The sequence below is a fragment of the Nitrospirota bacterium genome (genome assembly GCA_035516965.1).
Lineage (GTDB): Bacteria > Nitrospirota > UBA9217 > UBA9217 > UBA9217 > MHEA01.
Map to the genome: position 1 here is coordinate 38,375 of DATIZR010000019.1, position 18,557 is coordinate 56,931.

Genomic DNA, 18,557 nt, shown 5'->3' on the forward strand with positions numbered 1-18,557 from the left:
ACCTTACCCCAGCATCTTCAGTCCCTGCTCCAGCTTATCGCGCCTGGCCTTGAATTCCTCCAGCTTCGCTGTATCCTTCTCTACGACTTCCTTCGGCGCCTTGTCAACGAAGTTCTTGTTCGAGAGTTTTTTCGCGAACACCTCGATGTCCTTCGAGGTCTTCGCGATCTCCTTCATCAGCCGGTCGCGTTCCTGGGTGAGGTCGATGACTCCTTCGAGCGGTACATACACCTCGGCGCCCCTGATCAAGCCCGTTGCCGCTGCCTTCGGCTTCTTCTCGTCAACACCGATCCGGAGCCCGCTCAACCGCGCAAGTGCCGTTACGAGGGGGGAGCTCCTTTCCAGATGATCTCCGAGCTCGCCGTTCTCCACCTTGACGATGGCCTCCATCTGCATCGACGGCGCGATATTCATCTCGCCCCGGATGTTCCGGAGCGCCGTGATCAGGTCCATCACCATCTGCATGTCCCGCTCGATCCCGGCGTCGATCAGGCTATTCTCCGGCACGGGATAGACGGCCACCATGATCGATGAGATCCTTTCCCCCGACGCTTTCCGCCTCACGCCTTGCGGTATCAATTGCCAGATCTCCTCCGTGATGAACGGCATGATGGGGTGGAGCAGCCTGAGCGCCGTCTCGAGCACGTGGACGAGCGCGGTCTGGGCTGCTTTCCGTCCGCGCGAGCCGTGTTCACCGCTCAGCGCAGGCTTGGAGAGCTCCAGATACCAGTCACAGTATTCGTGCCAGACGAACTGATACAGCCCGGAGGCTGCATCATTGAACCGGTACTCGGCGAGCGAGGACTGGATTTCTCCCGCGACCGTATTCAGCCGCGACAGGATCCAGCGGTCCGCGAGGGACGAGTCCCGGGTCAGGGGCTCGGGATTGGGGGCAAATCCGTCCTCGAGGTTCATGAACACGAACCGGCTCGCATTCCAGACCTTGTTCGCGAAGTTCCGGTAGCCCTCGATGCGCTCCGGGGACATCTTGATGTCCCGGCCCTGTGCCGCGAAGGCGGTGAGCGTGAGCCGGAAGGCATCCGTGCCGTACTGGTCGATCATCACCAGCGGGTCGATCACGTTGCCCTTGGACTTGCTCATCTTCTGCCCCTCGGCATCGCGGATAAGTGCGTGAATGTACACGTGCCGGAAGGGTACCTCCTTCATGAAGTGCAGCCCCATCATGATCATTCGCGCCACCCAGAAGAATATGATGTCCAGCCCCGTGACGAGCACGGAGGTCGGATAGTACAGTTCCAGCGCCTTGGTTCTGTCGGGCCAGCCAAACGTCGAAAAGGGCCAGAGCGCCGACGAGAACCAGGTGTCGAGCACATCGGTTTCCTGCCGGAGATTCCCGCCTTTGCACGCCGGACAGGCCTCCGGATCAGTGCGGCTCACGGTAATCACGCCGCAGTCGTCGCAGAACCAGGCCGGGATGCGGTGCCCCCACCAGATCTGGCGCGAGATGCACCAGTCCTTGATGTTCCGCATCCACTCGAAATAGGTATTCTCCCACCCCTTCGGGAAAAATTGAATTCGACCGTCCTCGACGGCCTTGATCGCCGGCTCTGCAAGCGGCGGCGTCCGCACGAACCACTGCGGCGAGAGGAGGGGCTCCACCACCGATTTGCACCGGTAGCACTTCCCGATGGAGTGGCTGTGGTCCTCGGTCTTGACGAGATATCCTCGCTCGTTCAGCAGTTCGACCACGACGCCGCGCGCTTTTCTGGCGGGCTTGCCGGCAAGGAGCTTCTGCACCTCGGGGAGGACATCGGGGATTTCGGGAAGGATCTCAGCCTTGTCGTCAAGCATCTTGATGCGGGGCAGGTTCGGAACATGCCGGAGGCCCGCCTCGTAGTCGTTGAAGTCGTGGGCGGGCGTCACCTTGACGGCGCCCGTCCCGAACTCGAGGTCCACGAGCACGGAGTCCCCGATCACCGGGATCCGCCTCGTCGTGAGCGGCAGGTCGACGGTCTTTCCGATCAGGTCCTTGTAGCGGGGGTCGAGGGGGTGGACGGCAACGGCGGTGTCCCCCAGCATCGTCTCGGGCCTCGTTGTCGCAACCGTCAGCCGTATGTTGTGGTCATGGCTCAACGGGTAGGAGAGGTGGTAGAGCTTGCCCTTCTCGTCCTCGTGCTCGACCTCGATGTCGGACAGCGCCGTATGGCAGCGCGGGCACCAGTTGATCAGCCGCTCGCCCCGGTAGATGAGCCCTTCCTCGTAGAGCGTGACGAAAACCTCGCGGACGGCGCGGGATAGCCCCTCGTCCATGGTGAAACGCTCGCGCTGCCAGTCGCAGGACGCCCCCATGCGCTTGAGCTGGTTGATGATCCGCCCTCCGTACTCCTTTTTCCATTCCCACACCTTCTCGATGAACGCTTCCCTGCCGAGTTGGTGGCGGTCGATATGGTCCTTCGCGAGCTGGCGCTCGACCACGTTCTGGGTGGCGATGCCCGCATGGTCGGTGCCCGGCATCCAGAGCGTGTTTCTGCCCGACATGCGCATCCACCGGATGAGAACGTCCTGGAGCGTGTTGTCAAAGGCGTGGCCGATGTGCAGTGAGCCGGTGACGTTCGGCGGCGGAATGACGATCGAATAGGGGCTCCCGCCGGCGTTCTCATCGGCATGGAAATAGCCTTTCTCCAGCCAGAAGGCGTACCACTTCTCCTCCACGGAGCGCGGATCGTAGGCTTTGGACAGCTCGGGTGATGTCATGCACTTCTCCTTTGACTGCATCCAAATAAAAGAGGGGATCTAGGTCCCCTCTGATGGTTCAACTCCCCATTCCGGACTTCGCAATCCGAACGGCTATGTCTCCGCTTTCAGCCGCTCGATCTCGGCCTTGATAAGCGTCTCGGCGAGATCGGGAACGACTTCCCAAGCCACCTTTTCGATGATGTCGCGGGCGACCTCCTGCACGATCCGGGACACGGAGCCCTGTACCGCGGCCTCCACTGCGGAGCGCAGCGTCTCCGGGGGTATCTGGGGCGGTTCGAGGGGCGGCAGCGTTGCGAACACCTCCCTGGACATGGAAGAGATTGTCGTTTCCGCCATGCGCCGCAGCTCCTGCTCCGACACCGTTGGCGGTTGGAGCGAAGCCATGCTGCCCATTTGTTCTGTGACGAGCCGCGAGACGGTCCGTTCGACCATGCCCCGGACCTCGTCCTCCGGCATCGGCGGATGCTGGACGGGCGGCATCTTCTCGAACATCTCCCGCGCCATTTTCGAAACCGCGGCCTCGGCCATGTTCCAGAGGTCGGTCTCCGAGATCGCCGGCTGCTGCACCGCGGCCGAAGCGGGGACTGTTGCCGGTTCCGGCGGGGTCCACTCCCGGGCCGCCGGAGCGGGTCTCTTGCCGGGGGCCGGTGCGAACTCCTTTTCCCCATTGACCGTCATATCGAGCGATTCAAAGCTCACGATGTCCTGGTCCGCTTTCCCGGCCCTGCTCGCCAGGCCGAGTCCCTCACGCATCTCTTCCATGGCCTTCTCACCGATCGGAAGGGAGGTTGACGTTTCGCGGGGCAACTGCTCCTCTTCCACCTCTACGACGGGCTCGACCTCGTACACGCCCTCGTCTTCCTCGCCCCCGCCGGGCTTTGTCTTGAGATCGGCCTGGGTGGGCGCTTCTTCAATGATGGCAAAAATATCTGAGGGGGCCTGCGGCTTCGGCGCGGCCTTCGGCGAAGCAGGCGGAACCGTTGCCGGACGCACGGGGGGCGGCTGCACGGGTGACGGCGGCTGAGAGGGCGCCGGACGCACGGCCTCAGGGGCTGGTCCGGCGGCCACCGGCGGTGCTGCGGCAACAGCCTTCTTCACTTTGCTGATGAGCTCCTGCGACTCGAAAGGTTTCGCGATATGATCACTGATTGAAACTTGTTTGGCCTTCGCCTCGTCGAACACATCGTCGCGGCTCATCATGAGGATCACGGGCGTCTTTGTCAGGGCCGGAGACTGCTTCATCCTTCCCGAGAAGCTGTAGCCGTCAACGCGCGGAAGGTCGATGTCCGCGAGCACGACGTGGGGCAGAAAGCGTCCCGCCTCGCTGAGCGCGGTCTCCCCGTCGCTTACGCACAGAACTTCATACTCTTTTCCCGAAAAAAGCATCTCCACCACCTTCTGGATGGTGATGCTTTTGTCAGCCAGCAATATCTTAATCGCCATGGAGCAACCTTTCAAAATCGAGGATCAGGGCCTCATAGTCCTCGTCGTAGACAAGCCCCTTCACGAAGCGGGGATTGATGCCCTGCATTTTTTCCGCAGCGGCCGCCTGCTCCTCCAGCTTCGTCATTTTCAGGACGGTATCGACGACGATGCCAAAAGGCCTCCCGTTCTCCTCCAGCAAAATGATGCTCTGGCCCTTCGGGGTCGAGCCCCCTCCCGCATCGGCGGTGAACCCTATCGGCCCCGGCCTGCCCAGTCCGAGGCGCTGAACCAGATTATAGACCGGATAGATGGTTCCCCGGTAGTCCAGCAGGCCCTCAACGTACGAATAGGACAGCGGCACCGGGCGGGACGGGCGCCAGGGCAGGATCTCGATCGCGCCGACAAGCTTGACACCGAACAGCCGCTGAGACAGCAGAAACAACAGATAGCTGTTCGTCATTGCAACAGCCCTTCCTCATTCAGCAGCAGGATAAGCTCGCCTTTGTGCCGGATAATGCCGGCATAATACCGCAGCGCGGGGTTCAGCACCCCCGCCGGAAAGGAAGCCGGATTCTGATCGGCGTCTATGATCTCCGCGACTGCATCCACGAGCAGACCGATGACGCCCTTGATACCCTTGAGCACGAGCAAGACACCGCCGGCCTTGCCGGAAAGATTGAAGATCTTCTTGGGGTTCAGGACCGGGATCGATTTTCCTCGGAACGCGACCTTGCCCTCGAACATCGAGGTGAGACCGCCGTCCTTCTGGATCTCGCGGGGAAGCGTGATCTCCAACAGCTTGGTAATCGGAACGGCGAAGCTCCCCCCGTCCAGTGATAATATCAAAAAACGTCTGCCTTCGTCCATAGCGGTTTGAGCTTATGCGCGGTGTGCCAGAGTGGCGCCGCTCAGGAGCTTTTTGAGCGCCCCGAGCATTTCCTGTTCTTCGAAGGGTTTTACCAGGTAGTCCTGCGCGCCCATCTCGATGGCCTTCTGCCGGTGCTTCTCGCCGGCCCTCGAGGTGAGCACGATTACGGGGATGTTCATGAGCGCCGGATTGCGCTTCATCTCGGCAATCAGGTCATAGCCGTGCATGACGGGCATTTCCAGATCGGTGATCACCGCATCGAACTTGACGCGGCCCATGATGTTCAGCGCCTCCATGCCGTCGGGCGCCACCTCCACTTCATAGCCGGTCCGGTCCAGGAAGCGCTGAACATATTTCCGGATACTGATCGAATCATCGACAACCAGGACCCGGGGCTTGCGCCGCGCCGCCTCCGGCGAGATGGCCTCCCGGGCGGCGATGAAACTCGCCTTGGCGGCCATTGCGGACTCGTCGCCGAAAAGCGTCGCGATATTGAGGATGAGCCGGACGTTCCCCTCGCCGGAGATCGTAGCGCCGGAGAACATCTTGACGCCCCGCAGGTAATCGCCGAGGGACTTCACCACAATCTCCTCGCGCCCGACAATGTCTTCGACCATCACGGCGATCCGTTTTTCCGCCATGCCGAGGATGAGCGTCGGGTGCCGGAACGTCTCCTCTTTCTGGGGAAACTTGCCGACGTTCAGCAGGTCGTTCAGCATGAGCAGCCTGACGAGCGTGCCGCGCAGATTCACCATCTCCTCGCCGGCGGCGCGCTGAATATCCTTAAAGGAAAACCGGGTCGTTTCCTCCACGAGGTTCATCGGCACCGCCAGCTCCTGGTCCTTGAACTTCACGATCAGCGCCTGGGCAATGGCAAGCGTGAGCGGAAGCCTGATCACGAATTTGGTCCCGACGCCCTTTTCGGTCTTTATCTCGATCCTGCCGTTGATCTTCGCGAGGTGCGTCGACACCACATCCATCCCGACACCGCGGCCCGAGATCTTCCCGACGCTCTGTGCCGTGGAAAAGCCGGGGCGGAAGATCAGGTTCAGGGCTTCCAGGTCGGTGAGGTTCTGCGCCTCGGCCGGGCTCATGAACCCCTTGTCTGCGGCGGTCTGCCGGAGGACTGCCGGATCCATGCCGCGGCCGTCATCCTCGATCTCAAGGATGATGCTGTTGCCTTCGTGGCGGGCCTTCATGATGAACGAACCGACCGGCTCCTTGCCGAGCCTTCTCCGCTCCTCGGCGGGCTCGATGCCGTGGGAAATGGCGTTCCTGACCATGTGCATCATCGGGTCGGATATGATCTCAAAAATAGTCTTGTCGATCTTCGTCTCGCCGCCTGAGACCACCATGTTGACCTGCTTGTTCTCTTCCCCGGCCAGATCGCGCACCGGCCGCTGAAACATCTGGTACAGCCGGTCCACGTCCACCATGCGTGCACGGGTGATCTCATCCTGAAGGTTCGTCGTGATCGTCGAGATGCGCGCCGTGTCGAGCTCGAAGGAGTCGAAGAAGCCCGCAAGCTCGGTCATGATCTCGTTCATATCGTTCGTGATCTCCGTGAGCTTCCGGGAAAGCAGGTTGAAATCATCATAGCGGTCGAACTCGAGATCCATGAAGTCGCTCGATGGTTGAACGACCTGCTCCGGCTCCGCCGTGCCGTACGTAAGCGTATACTCGTATTTCTCCTCGAACTTCTTGATCTCATGCAGCAGCCGGTTCTGGCTGAATGCCAGCTCCTCGCGGAGCGTCTTGATGAACTCCACTTGGCGCGCAAGCCGGTTCCTGTTCACGACCATCTCGCCGACGAGGTTCATCAGATTGTCGAGCCGTTCGATGTTGACGCGAATGAACTGCTTCTCGACTTCCCCAGCGTCGGAGGCCCGCCTCCCGAGCCCTCTCTTTTCCTGGATGCCGGAACGCTTGGACTCCTCGATCTCCTGCTTCAGGGAAGCCCCGTCCTCCCTGGGCAGCGCAGCAGGTTCGGGCCCCGGAGCCGGAGGGGCCACGGCAGCAGGAACGCCGGACACGGGCGGAGTTGACAGCGCTGATACCGGCGGCTTCGGTGCAGGCATTGGGGGTTTTGCAGGCTCCCTGTCAGCGATGCGTTCTCCCGAGACCTCTTCATCGATTTCAAAAGTTCGTTCCCAGGCGAGGTCCAGGTCGTCCTTGGCCTGTGATGCCTGTGCAGGCGGTGGAGCACTCTTCGACGGAGCCGGGGCAGCCATCTCAGCGTCCGTCTTTGCCGGAGCTTGGACCGCCTTTTCCGGAGCCGGTTTCGCCGGCGGGGCTGCGGGTTTTTCCGTACTCGTCGGGGCCGGGGCGGCCTGGCCCGTTCCCGCTTGCACCTTGGCGATGATGTCCTTGTAGGATTGGGTGATGCTGTTGACGACGAGGGGGTCTTCAGCCTGGTTTGCGGCCACGCCGTCAACCATCAGCTTGGCTGCATCAACACTGTCGAAGAGAAAATTCAGGGTCTCTTTCTGGATCGGGATGGACCCGGCCCGGAACTGTCCGAGCATGTCCTCTGCCTTGTGCGCCACATCGCTGATCCCCTGATAGCCCATCATCGCAGCGGAACCCTTCAGGGTATGCGCCGCGCGGAACAGCTCATCGATGATCGAACTGTCGTTCGGGTCCTTCTCAAGGGACAGCAGTCCCTTGTTGAGGTTCTGGATGTGCTCACCGGCCTCGATCAGAAAAAACTCGATGATGCCTGATTTGTCGAAGGGGGCAGCCATAGGGTTTATTCGACAAAGCCGAGCTTGATCTCCTCGTCACTCGTAGTGATCTGCTCGGTCACCGGCGGAAGGCCCTCCAGCTCAGGGAGCTCATGTTCGATCGGCTGTCTGATGATGCCTTCCTTGAGCTTGAACCTGCCGATGGCGTCGATGAGCCGCTTGGAGAGCTCGGCCAGCTTGCCGATCGTGGAGACCGTGTCCTGCACGCCGTGAGTCGTCTCCTGGGTCTGCTTCAGGATGCTGTCCATGGCGTGCGCCACGCTCTCCGTTGATTTCACCTGGTCCGTCGCGGCCCGGGTAATGTCCGTCATGAGCGTCGCTGTCTGCTTCACGATCTGCTCGATCTCGCGGAGCGCCGAACCGGCCTGGTCGGCCAGCCTGGTTCCCTCTTCCACTTCGCGGGTTCCTTCCTCCATGACCGTCACGGCCTCGCTCGTTTCCACCTGGATGCCCTTGATGAGCCCCGTGATGTCCTTCGTGGCGCGGGCGGCGCGTTCCGCCAGTTTCCGCACTTCATCGGCAACGACTGCGAAGCCCTTACCCTGCTCGCCGGCGCGCGCGGCCTCGATTGCTGCATTGAGCGCCAGCAGGTTTGTCTGGGTCGCGATCTCGTTGATCACTTCGATGATGGCCCCGATCTCGAGCGAGCGTTCGCCCAGTCCCTTGATCTTCTTCCCCGTGGTCTGCACCGCAGCCCTGATGCGCTGCATACCCTTGATCGTCTCTGCCACGGATGCTCCGCCCTTGACCGCCGCCTGGGTTGCATTGAGAGACGTCTGGGTCGCGGCGTCAGCGTTCTCGGCCATGCGCTGCGTCGTATGGGACATGGAGTTCACGGCCGTCGACACTTCCATGATCTGCGAAGCCTGCTGCTCGGTGCCCAGCCGCATGCGTTCCGACGACTGCAGGATTTCCGAGGTCGAGCGCTGGATCTCGCTGGCCACATTGCTTGCCTGGGTAACAAGGTTGGTAAGACCGGTGATCATGAGGTTGAACGCGTCAGCCACGGAGCCTAGGGCGTCGGCGGTCACTTCGGCCTTGACCGTCAGATCGCCTTCAGCCGCCGTACTCACGACGGAGAGGAGGTCCATGACCTGATGCTGCATCTTGTCCCGGTCGCTTTCGGTCTGGATCAAGCCCTGGAGTCGGTCGATCGTCTGGTTGAATGTGTCGCCGAGCTGGCCCAGCTCGTCGCCGCGTTTCACGGTCGCCTTCCTTGTCAGATCGCCTCGGCCCAGCGCCTCGGCCACGCGCATCAGATCCCTGACCGGCGCAATCGTCCTTGCCGCAGCCCACATGGTGAGGATCGAGAGCAACAGGAGGGACCCGGCGCCGACGATCATGATCTTGTACAGCAGATTCCTGATGTTGTTCTTGATCTGCGTCATATTGAGACCCACGTGCACAGAGCCAAGCGTGCCGCCCGCGATCGGGGAGGCGATATCGATCACCTCGGTCACAATGTCCCTGATCGTAATGTTCGCCGCCTGGGTGCTGAAGGGCATGCCGGGCTTCAGGATGTTGATCGATTGAAGCACGCTCGGGACCGCATTGCCCTCGAAGGATGAGGAGATGACCCTGCCCCGTCCGTCACGGATGAAACAGTACGCGACATCGGGCTGGCTGATAGCCTCGCCCTGGACGAACTGGAGGGCGTTGAGGTCCTCCACCTGGACCGGCTCCGCGGCCTTCACGCTCAAGCCGTCAGCCAGGATCAGTGTTTTGTTGATCGATTCGTCGCGGAGCGTTACCTGGATCTGATTGTATATGTAGAACAGGATGCTGGCGCCGAAGATGATGGACATGGTCAGAATCATGAGCACGATTTTGGTCCGGATGCTCATCCGGTAGAATGGACTTCGTATCTTCATAAGTGTCTGCTCCTTCGCTCGAATTAGGTTTGTACAGCACGAGCTGCCCGAATTTCAGGAATCACTCCAGCTTGATCTCTTCGATGATCTGCTCGACGTTCAACAGGCCTGCCACGCCCTCTTCCCGCTGAATGACGCTTTTTAAAAAGCGGCTGCGGCTCTTGCCGGGCTGGGCACTCGCGTCAGCGGGCATCGCGAGCACTCTGCTGACGGGCACGGCGATCACCTCGGAGACATTGTCGACGACGATGCCGAGCGTCACTGCCCGGTGCCTGATGATCGCGATCTGATTCGGGGATGACTGCCGCGGCAGGGAAAGCGCCGCACGGATGTCAACAATCGGAACTATGTTGCCTCGGAGATTCATGACCCCGAGTACGTGCGGTGGAGTGGTAGGGACGGGAAATATCTTTTGAGAGATGATGATTTCTGTCAGCAGTTCAACCGGAATGGCATAGAGGTCCTCGCCCATACTGAAGAGGCAGACCCGGATGTCCTCCTCCCGTATTTCATGGGTCACTCCGGCGCTTACATCAGTGTCGATCTCGGCCAAACGGCACCCCTCCTCGGATCAGATGTACTTTTTCACGGCCTTCAGCAGGTCTTCCGGCTTGAACGGCTTGGTTAAATACTCATCGGCGCCCTGTTTCATCCCCCAGAACTTATCGCTCTCCTGGTCTTTCGAGGTGACCATGATGACGGGGATGTTCTTGAACTGGTCATTGGTCTTGATGTCCCTGCAGACCTGGAAGCCATTCTTCTTCGGCATGATCACATCGAGAATGATAAGGTCGATCTTCTCGGACTTTACCTTTTCCTCGGCGGCTTCACCGTCCATCACGGTCACCAGCGTATGGCCTGTCGGCTGCAAAGCCGCCTGGAATATCTGGAGCTCCGCCAAGCTGTCGTCCGCTATGAGTATTTTGGCCATTGTGTTCTCCTTTTTTCAGCACGCAAAGAGTATACAAAAATTAACATATTTCTTTTGTAGTGTCAAGTTTTCCTTTTATTCCTGCAGGTTCCGGGCGCTCTTCTTTTATTTCCGTTTCCGGATCAGATTCACGGAGAGAAGGATGAACATGCTCTTCGCCACATCGAACTCGCTCAGACAGGACAGGTCGATGATCTCCTGAATCGTCCGCCTGCCGTCGATGAGGGAGAAGACCGTCATGTCCGTATCGCTCATGCCCCGCGTCGTCAGCTCCTCGGCATTCCCGATCATGGCCTCGAAGACCGCCGCGAAGCTCGGGATCTTCTGCTGGATCAGGGTCCACTCGTCAGCCCGGCGCGCGCCCTCGAGAAGCAGGTCGTCAACCTTGATCTGGAGCTGTGTCGTGAACTGGGGCGGCGACGATCTCTCGAAGACAAAGTCGCCATCGCGCCAGGACATGACCCTGTAGACGGCGGACTCGGTATGCCTGCGGAGGCACTCCCCGAAGGTCTTCAGGTCGAGCAGCTTCTCCTGGGCAAGCACGCTGTCGATCGGCTTTGCCGTCATTTCGGCGATGCGCTCGACGTATTTCAGGCTCTCTTCGGCCAACCGGCACGTTTTTTTGAGCAGCGCTTCGATACCACCGTCCTGTCCACTATAGGATGAGGCAAACACGACAGCCCCGTCACGGAAATAAATGTCGGCATGCTCGTTCTGGCGGGAGATGGCAAGCTTGCCGGTCTGACGCTGCAAGCCGAGCATCTGCATCACCTCGACGATCCGGAAGCTCGCGAGGTTGCCCTGGATGCCGGCATTGGTAGGTGCCGGTCCCTTCCCGAGTTCCTGCCGGATGATGTCGGGAAGCCTCATGCGGACGAACTCTTCGAGTGTCTTTTCCACAATATCCCGGACCAGAGCTTCCAGTCCCGATGACTGCGCTGCGGCGGCATAGGCCGGTTGAGCCGGTGAAGGCGAGGACGGGGCGGCGGGAGCAGCGGGAGAAGCCCTCTTTACTTCGCGGGCCGTTTTCGCCTGTGCGGCGGCTTTTCGCCCGTCGATGACCTCGCGGATCTTTGCGAGAAGCTCCTCCGGTTGAAAGGGCTTCGTAAAATATTCGGTGATGCCAAGAACGTCGATGAACTTGCTCCCGACCTTGTCGCCCTTTGACGTTACGAGGATGATGGGAGTGTCCTGGAATTCCGGGTCTTCCTTCAGAGTCTTGCATACCTGGAACCCGTTCATCTTGGGCATCACGAAGTCGACGAGGATAACCTCGGGCTTTTCCGCCTTGGCCATGGCGATGCCTGCCTCGCCGTCGGAGGCAAGGACGACCTTGTATCCTTGAGACGACAGGATCATCTCGATCAACCGCTGGACCGTCGGGCTGTCGTCTATGTTTAATATTTTTTCCCCAGCCAACCTAGTCACCCGATACCGTAACGCCGCGGAAATATTAACATGTTAGGAAAGTCGCTGTCAACAACTATATCCTATTTTAAACCTTCTGCCGACTACATTTCTTGGTGAAGATATGGGCGGGAAATGACGACTGCTCCGCTGACCGGTACCGATCAGCGGTCAGGCGTGACGGGGCGGCTGCATTTTTCCCAACGGGGATAGTGGCAAGCAGGACTTCTCGTCTGACTGGGTATGCCGACGAGACTCGAGCAGCGAAAAATATCCAGATTCGGAGGCATTTCTCATCTCCGCGTGTCGCCCATGCAGTCGATCCAGAGTCATCACACCTGCTCGGCGACCCTGTCGATGAACTCCTCGGTCAGAGCGTATTTCCCCGGCGTCGGCTCCGCGATGGCCGCCAGGTCCTTGGTCATGGTCCCTCCTTCAATGGTCCCGACCACGATCGATTCCAGCGTTCGGGCAAAGGCGGCAACATCGGGTGTCCCGTCCATTTCGCCGCGGCGCGCCAGGGCACCGGTCCAGGCAAAGATTGATGCAACGGCATTTGTCGAAGTGGGGTTTCCCCTGAGATGCTCGTAGTAATGCCGCATGACGGTTCCGTGCGCCGCCTCGTACACATACCTACCTTCAGGCGAGACGAGGACCGAGGTCATGAGCCCCAGGCTGCCGAAGCCCGAGGCCACCATGTCACTCATCACGTCCCCGTCGTAGTTCATGCAGGCCCAGAGCATGCCACCCTCGGCCTTCATGATCTGCGCCACCGCGTCATCGATCAGCATGTAGCGATAGCTGATGCCGAGCTTCTCGAAGTCCGCTTTCCTCGCCTCAGCCTCGTGGTCGAAGATTTCCCTGAAAAAGGCATGATAGGTTTTGGATATCGTGTCCTTGGCCCCGAACCAGAGATCGCATTTTTCTCCCACTGCGTAGTTGATGCATGCCCTCGCGAAGCTCCGGATAGACTGTTCGGTATTGTGCATGCCCATGACGACACCGGGACCCTTGAAGTCGTGGACCGTGAGAACTACCTTGCTTCTCCCGTCCGCTGGTGTGAACACGATCTCGGCCTTTCCTGCTGACGGGACTTTGTACTCCACCGACTTGTAGATGTCTCCGTAGGCGTGCCTGCCGATGCTGATCGGCTTCTTCCAGCTTCTGACCGCCGGAGGGATGTTCCGAACAATGATCGGCTTGCGGAAGACCGTTCCGTCCAGTATCGAGCGGATCGTTGCGTTCGGGCTCATCCACGCCTGCTTGAGGCCGTACTCTTTCACGCGCGCCGCGTTCGGCGTTATGGTCGCGCATTTAACTCCCACGCTGAACTCTTTGACCGCATTTGCTGCGTCGATCGTGACCTTGTCGTCGGTCTCGTCGCGGTGCTTCACGCCCAGATCGAAGTACTTGAGGTCCATCGTGAGATGGGGGAAGAGGAGCTTGTCCTTGATCATCCTCCAGATAATCCTCGTCATCTCGTCGCCGTCCATCTCGACGATGGGGTTCTTTACAGTAATGGCCACAATGGTCTCTCCTCACGAAAACAGAATGTCGGGAAGTGTTCAGCTGCGAATGCTCGGGATTGTAATGCGGAGCAGCAGGATTGTCAACCAAACAATGAGGAAGTCCATGATGAGTTCGCGGCTCATTGCACGGCCAGCGGGTCAGTTCTCGGCAGTACGGGATGCCGCCCGCTGCAAGAGCTTCCGGCTCCTGGCTGACAGACACCACCGCGGCCCGGTCCTCCGTCAGCGAAGGTCATACTCTTCCAGGAGTCTTTTGTTGATGTCAATGGCGGCCACGGCCCCTTCCCCTGCCGCGATAGCCACCTGGTCCTGGCCCGTATTCAGGGGCCCCACGATATAAAGCCCGCGAAGGGACGATTCGTACGCGCCGCTTACCGCGTACTTGAACCCGGCGGCGTCCTTCTTGAGCGCTAATCCTTTCAAATAGCCGTCGTTCAGCGTGATGCCGAAGGACGCCATGATGACTTCACAGGGAATACGCTTGCCGCCCTTTAGTTCGATCGCCTCCATCTTTTCCGTGCCGATAATAGCCGCCGGCTCTTCTACGACGACACGAATGGCCTCGTCGCCCAGCACCTCGATAGCGGCCGCGGGCAGAGTGAACTCGCAGGGAATGAAGGTGATGTCTCTTGTGTACATCTGCTTCATGGCGATCGCCAGGTTCACGACTTGGAGAGAATTCCCGATAACGATCAGCTTCCTATCCGTTGTTTTATAGCCGTCGCAATCGACGCAGGTAAAGTAGCTGATCCCGAGGAACCGGTGCACATTTTCGAGAGGCGGGAGGACATCCGTCACTCCTGACGCCGCGATGACAAACCGCGATCGATAGGCCCTGTCCGTGGTCGAAACGACAAATTCCCCGTTCTTTTGAACGGCCTTGACGGGCTCCCGCTCCACCCGCACGTTGAATCTTCTGGCCTGCTCCTTCCCGAGAGCGATGATCTCGCTTCCGGCTATATCGCGATGGCCGACAACATTCTCAATGTGCTTCGCATGCCATGTCCTGCCGCCGCTCCGGTCGAGCAGCACCACGTCCCTGTTGTATCTGCCCAGATAGATGGCCGCCTGCAGCCCTCCGGGGCCCGCACCGATGATGATGCAGTCATACAGCCGATCGCTCATACCCTGCCTTCCCCGGTCGTGTTATTTCCCATAGGCGGCAAGGGACAATCGTTCCATCAAGTGCCCCCGGCACGGGTCACCACTTCTCGTCGCCCGCGGGGAAGGCCCCTTCTGCACCCGGCTGAAACCGGCATGAGTGAAGTAGCTGGCGTAGCGCGAAGCATACACTCTCTTGAGCAGAGCATGTTCCGCCAGGTGTTTTATGATCGATGATCCTATGCCCTTTCTCCTGCTGTCTTCGAACAGGGAAATGCATCCGGCATCGTTTTCCTTTTTCAGGATACCAAAGCCGATGATGCGCCTCTCCTCTGCTGCGACGACCACTTCGGCATTTCCGAGATCGGAACCCGCGTGGTGATCCCGGAGATATTCTTCCACATTAATCAGATCGCTGCCCGTTGCATGCCGGATCGAGACCATTTTTCCCGTAATGCCCGATACTCCTGTCTTTCGAGGATCGGCCATAGTATTCTCCTCCTCTCATCACGCCGGAGAACAAACGACCCCGGAAGCGGAAAAGGGGCGAAGGCCGTTATGGAACCGCGCATCCCTGCCCTCACCCTCTCAGCCAGCATTCCCCCCGGAAGTCCCCTGTTCACTGCGGTACCGTGTTACTTCAAAAAAAGCCGAACGGTCCTCGTGATTGTTCTTTCGGCAACCCGGCTGTTCTCACGTCGGAATGAAGACCCGTCGCTACCGCCCACTCTTCCCGAAGTGGCCGGCTTAATCGGGACTATTACCCTCTGATTTTACAGTAGCACCGGAACAGGTGCCTGTCAAGGAGAAGGGCTCGTGACCGCACCTCGAGGCAGATCCTCGTAGAATCGGAACAGTCCGGGAGTCTATCCTTCGCAGGGGAGGGGATACTTGGCCTTGATCCAGAGGGGCCCGAGCGATATTCTCGTGCTCTGAGCCACACCTTGTCGCCTCATCGCCGAAGGGGGGTCGCCGCGCAGACCGCCGCTGGCCGTGCGCTTCTGCGAAGCGTATCACTGCGCAGCTGGGTAATCGAAAGAGGGTCCGCGGGGAGCAGCCGCAACGATTCGCTCAGGTGCGTCGGGGATTCTTGAGAAACACCACAAAGGCTCCGCTTCCGCCCCGGTCCCGGGGAGCCGGTGCAAACTCCGCAACCATCGCCTTCCCCTTCCCGCGCAGCCAGTCCGCGACCGCTCCCGGGAGGACAGGCCCTTCGGGAGAGTTGATCCCTTTGCCGGTGATGACAAGCACGGCCTTCTGCCTCCGGTGGTATGCTGCGCTCACGAAATGCTCCAGCTTTAGCACCGCTTCTTTCCTCAGGTGACCGTGGAGGTCCAGTTCCTCGCCGATACGGATCGTCCCGCGCCTGAGCTGTTTCAGCCGGCTGGAAACGGACTGTCTCGCCTCCTCTCCCGATTCACTTTCCGACTGCAGCTTGCTAAGGGTCGTGCCGATTTTTTGCATGGCCTGGAGAAACAGCTGCTGTTCCTGCTCGTCACCGCTCTCGCCATCAGGGGCCTTGTTCTTTTTCAGCTCCGGCGTCTCACCGGGCTCGTCGGCATGAAGCGCACGCGCACCGGACACTGCCCGCATGAAGAGACCGGCGGCGTCCTCTTCTTGTTTTTCCCTTCGTCCCGGGGACGGCCTTCCAGGTCCAGGTGGTTCGAGCTTGGGCTTGATGCTTTTGAGGGACTTGAAGGGATTGTTGTTGAACGAGGCCAACGGGCCTGTTGGGTTCTTTTTTTTCATACGATCGATCAGGCAAGCACGCCGTCCAGGATTCGCATCCCGCCGCAATGCAAACAGCCCGTCTTCAGTGGTCCGGGTACCGTTCCGTGATGCTATGAATCGTGTCAAGGCAGCAGAAAAAGGCATCGATCATTTCGGGATCGAACTGCTTGCCGGCGACTGTCCTGATCGTCTCGAGCACCCGGGACTCGTCCCACGCTTCCTTGTAGACCCTTCGCGACGAGAGCGCATCATAGACGTCGGCAATGGCGACGACCCGTCCGAATACGGGTATCTCCTCACCCCTTTTTCCCCGGGCGATCCCGGTGTTGTCCATCCGGCCGGGTAGCGGCGTTCCATCGAGCACATTGATGTAGCCGGGATAGCCGCCCCCGTCGAAATATTCGTGATGGTTCAGGGCGACAACCGAGGCCGCATCGTCGAAGTCCGAGTACAGCTCCGAGAACAGTCGTGCGCCGAGGTAGGTGTGCCGTTTCATGATCTCGTATTCTTCCGGCGTGAACCGGTCCGGCTTTTTCAGGATCGAGTCCGAGATGGCAACCTTGCCGACGTCGTGCAGCATGGCTGCCATGCGCAGAACGTCTCGGTTCTTTTCGATCTCCTCCTGGGCAATGCCCCGCCTCGTCGCCCAGTTCTCGTAGATCGTAACCGCGTAGGACGCGACCCGGTTCACATGGGCTCCCGTCTCCTTCGGGTCGCGCAGTTCGGCCATCTTGATCATGCGCAGGATCATGGCGCGCGTCATCTGTGCCCGTTCAATCGCCACCGCCGCTGTGTTGGCAAAGTTCAGGATGAGCGGTTCGTCGCTCTTTTTAAAGGCAACGACCTTGCCCCTCCCGTCCTTCCCGTTGATGAGCTGCAGGACTCCGATGACGTCACCACGGTTGGTCTTTAGGGGAAAGGTCAGCACCGAAGTGGTCCGGTAGCCGGACAAATTATCATACTGCTTGTTAAAGGAGTAGGGAAGCCCTGGCCCGAGCTCGTATACATCGGGGAGATTCAGGGTTTCGCCGGTATGGGCGACATGGCCGGAGAGGGACTTGCTGTTGATCGGGATGGAGAATGTGGAGTAAATGAGTTTCTTACCCGGCGGCAATCGTTTCTGGAGCGTATCGTTCTGCGTATAGCTGAATTTCAGCTGATCGTCTTCCCTTATGTAGATCGATCCCGCATCGGCGTTTACCAGCGTGCGCGCTTCCCTGAGGATCTTCTCGAGCAGGACGTCGATGTCCTTCACGCCGGTCAGCTCGATGCCGAGCCTGATGAGCGTGGTCAGCTTCTGCTTTTCGTTCAGCATGGCAAATAGTAACCGCTCTTCCCCTTTTTGTCAATTGGCGAAACCCGGCGACCGAAGCAGGCGTCTCCTCGCCGCTGTCCTCGCGGATTTATCAATTGACTCGTTTGACCTTTTTTGATATAGTACCGCATTCAATTTCAACCGGCGGTCGTTGTAGTGGCGCAAAACGCCGGTCGCACGGTCTGTTTTACGGGGATTCAGTATGGACAGCAAACTCTTGACCATCAAAAAGAAGCTTCTCAAGCAGCGGAATGAACTGCTGAACGAGGCGGGGCAGACGCTGAACAGCAAGATCACCACCGAGAAGGAAAGTTTTCCCGACCCCACAGACCAGGCTGTGGCCGAGTTGGACAGCAACTTCATGCTGAGGCTCAGAGGACGGGAGCAGAAGCTGCTCAAGAAAATCGATGAGGCAATCGCGCGTATCGAAGGCGGCACGTACGGCGTGTGCGAATCCTGCGGAGAACAGATCAACATGAAACGCCTTGAGGCCCGGCCGGTGACCACGCTCTGCATCGAATGCAAAACCCGCCAGGAAGAAGAGGAGAAGCTGCAGGAGGGATGATCCCTCGCATGCGCGACCATAAAGAAAATCGGCCGGCCCACGAAGCCGGCTTTTTTTATTTTCCTTGACCCCTGCACACAAAAAGAAGGCCGTAAACGTGCTTGACAGCTGCTTGAATGCGTCCCCGAACTGCACACCTGCCACCAAGATCACGGTTACAGCACAAAAACGGAAAAGGAGTTAGCCTTGGTCAGCTAACTCCTTGTAATTGATGGTGGGCGCTGCTGGGATTGAACCAGCGGCCCCTGCCGTGTGAAGGCAGTGCTCTCCCGCTGAGCTAAGCGCCCGAACGGATACTTTTTAACACAGGAAACGCTTGTTCGTCAAGACAAATCTCAAACACTGTGCCCGG

Annotated in this window: 15 protein-coding genes and 1 tRNA gene; 1 reads left to right on the forward strand and 15 read right to left on the reverse strand. The window is 59.4% G+C overall.

Features of this window, described 5'->3' with window-relative positions; all coding sequences use genetic code 11:
* Positions 1–3 precede the first annotated feature (3 nt).
* The 14 genes from VL197_01740 to VL197_01805 all read right to left on the reverse strand — a co-directional run bounded on the left by VL197_01740 (position 4) and on the right by VL197_01805 (position 17,640).
* Positions 4–2,715, reverse strand: a complete 2,712-nt coding sequence (locus VL197_01740) for a valine--tRNA ligase (GenBank protein ID HUJ16690.1) — start codon at positions 2,713–2,715, stop codon at positions 4–6.
* 93 nt (positions 2,716–2,808) lie between these two features.
* On the reverse strand, positions 2,809–4,161 hold the full coding sequence (locus tag VL197_01745; protein ID HUJ16691.1) for a response regulator: 1,353 nt from the start codon (positions 4,159–4,161) through the stop codon (positions 2,809–2,811).
* On the reverse strand, positions 4,151–4,603 hold the full coding sequence (locus VL197_01750) for a chemotaxis protein CheW (protein ID HUJ16692.1): 453 nt from the start codon (positions 4,601–4,603) through the stop codon (positions 4,151–4,153). Before VL197_01750 ends, VL197_01745 begins: the two co-directional genes overlap by 11 nt.
* Complete coding sequence (locus VL197_01755) at positions 4,600–4,989, reverse strand: chemotaxis protein CheW (GenBank protein ID HUJ16693.1); 390 nt, start codon at positions 4,987–4,989, stop codon at positions 4,600–4,602. The genes VL197_01750 and VL197_01755 overlap by 4 nt, the downstream gene beginning before the upstream one ends.
* 33 nt (positions 4,990–5,022) lie before the next feature.
* The gene (locus VL197_01760) at positions 5,023–7,755 is read right to left on the reverse strand and encodes a hybrid sensor histidine kinase/response regulator (protein ID HUJ16694.1); all 2,733 of its coding nucleotides are present in this window, start codon (positions 7,753–7,755) and stop codon (positions 5,023–5,025) included.
* A gap of 5 nt (positions 7,756–7,760) precedes the next feature.
* Entirely contained in the window at positions 7,761–9,626 is a 1,866-nt protein-coding gene (locus VL197_01765) for a methyl-accepting chemotaxis protein (GenBank protein HUJ16695.1), read from the reverse strand.
* 61 nt (positions 9,627–9,687) lie between these two features.
* Positions 9,688–10,179 (reverse strand): chemotaxis protein CheW, encoded by a 492-nt coding sequence (locus VL197_01770; GenBank protein HUJ16696.1) that lies wholly within the window; start codon positions 10,177–10,179, stop codon positions 9,688–9,690.
* Positions 10,180–10,197: 18 nt separating this feature from the next.
* On the reverse strand, positions 10,198–10,557 hold the full coding sequence (locus tag VL197_01775; protein HUJ16697.1) for a response regulator: 360 nt from the start codon (positions 10,555–10,557) through the stop codon (positions 10,198–10,200).
* A gap of 105 nt (positions 10,558–10,662) precedes the next feature.
* The gene (locus VL197_01780; protein ID HUJ16698.1) at positions 10,663–11,976 is read right to left on the reverse strand and encodes a DUF4388 domain-containing protein; all 1,314 of its coding nucleotides are present in this window, start codon (positions 11,974–11,976) and stop codon (positions 10,663–10,665) included.
* 320 nt (positions 11,977–12,296) lie between these two features.
* Positions 12,297–13,493 (reverse strand): NADP-dependent isocitrate dehydrogenase, encoded by a 1,197-nt coding sequence (locus tag VL197_01785; protein HUJ16699.1) that lies wholly within the window; start codon positions 13,491–13,493, stop codon positions 12,297–12,299.
* Between the two features lie 222 nt (positions 13,494–13,715).
* On the reverse strand, positions 13,716–14,618 hold the full coding sequence (locus tag VL197_01790) for an NAD(P)/FAD-dependent oxidoreductase (protein HUJ16700.1): 903 nt from the start codon (positions 14,616–14,618) through the stop codon (positions 13,716–13,718).
* A 21-nt stretch (positions 14,619–14,639) separates the two neighbouring features.
* Positions 14,640–15,083: a GNAT family N-acetyltransferase gene (locus VL197_01795; GenBank protein HUJ16701.1), complete on the reverse strand. Its 444-nt coding sequence runs from the start codon at positions 15,081–15,083 to the stop codon at positions 14,640–14,642.
* A gap of 582 nt (positions 15,084–15,665) precedes the next feature.
* Complete coding sequence (locus VL197_01800) at positions 15,666–16,343, reverse strand: Smr/MutS family protein (protein ID HUJ16702.1); 678 nt, start codon at positions 16,341–16,343, stop codon at positions 15,666–15,668.
* Between the two features lie 64 nt (positions 16,344–16,407).
* The gene (locus VL197_01805; protein HUJ16703.1) at positions 16,408–17,640 is read right to left on the reverse strand and encodes an HD domain-containing phosphohydrolase; all 1,233 of its coding nucleotides are present in this window, start codon (positions 17,638–17,640) and stop codon (positions 16,408–16,410) included.
* A gap of 202 nt (positions 17,641–17,842) precedes the next feature.
* On the opposite strand from VL197_01805, the gene dksA reads away from it, so the two are divergent.
* On the forward strand, positions 17,843–18,205 hold the full coding sequence (gene dksA / locus VL197_01810) for an RNA polymerase-binding protein DksA (protein ID HUJ16704.1): 363 nt from the start codon (positions 17,843–17,845) through the stop codon (positions 18,203–18,205).
* A 212-nt stretch (positions 18,206–18,417) separates the two neighbouring features.
* On the opposite strand, the gene VL197_01815 is transcribed toward dksA, so the two are convergent.
* Positions 18,418–18,492 (reverse strand) — tRNA-Val (locus tag VL197_01815).
* Positions 18,493–18,557: the final 65 nt, after the last annotated feature.

Excerpts from the sequence above, each read along its gene's own strand:
- VL197_01740 (HUJ16690.1), bottom strand. The coding sequence starts at position 2,715 with ATGACATCACCCGAGCTGTCCAAAGCCTACGATCCGCGCTCCGTGGAG.
- VL197_01745 (HUJ16691.1), bottom strand. The coding sequence starts at position 4,161 with ATGGCGATTAAGATATTGCTGGCTGACAAAAGCATCACCATCCAGAAG.
- VL197_01750 (HUJ16692.1), bottom strand. The coding sequence starts at position 4,603 with ATGACGAACAGCTATCTGTTGTTTCTGCTGTCTCAGCGGCTGTTCGGT.
- VL197_01760 (HUJ16694.1), bottom strand. The coding sequence starts at position 7,755 with ATGGCTGCCCCCTTCGACAAATCAGGCATCATCGAGTTTTTTCTGATC.
- VL197_01765 (HUJ16695.1), bottom strand. The coding sequence starts at position 9,626 with ATGAAGATACGAAGTCCATTCTACCGGATGAGCATCCGGACCAAAATC.
- VL197_01775 (HUJ16697.1), bottom strand. The coding sequence starts at position 10,557 with ATGGCCAAAATACTCATAGCGGACGACAGCTTGGCGGAGCTCCAGATA.
- VL197_01790 (HUJ16700.1), bottom strand. The coding sequence starts at position 14,618 with ATGAGCGATCGGCTGTATGACTGCATCATCATCGGTGCGGGCCCCGGA.
- VL197_01795 (HUJ16701.1), bottom strand. The coding sequence starts at position 15,083 with ATGGCCGATCCTCGAAAGACAGGAGTATCGGGCATTACGGGAAAAATG.
- VL197_01800 (HUJ16702.1), bottom strand. The coding sequence starts at position 16,343 with ATGAAAAAAAAGAACCCAACAGGCCCGTTGGCCTCGTTCAACAACAAT.
- VL197_01805 (HUJ16703.1), bottom strand. The coding sequence starts at position 17,640 with ATGCTGAACGAAAAGCAGAAGCTGACCACGCTCATCAGGCTCGGCATC.
- dksA (HUJ16704.1), top strand. The coding sequence starts at position 17,843 with ATGGACAGCAAACTCTTGACCATCAAAAAGAAGCTTCTCAAGCAGCGG.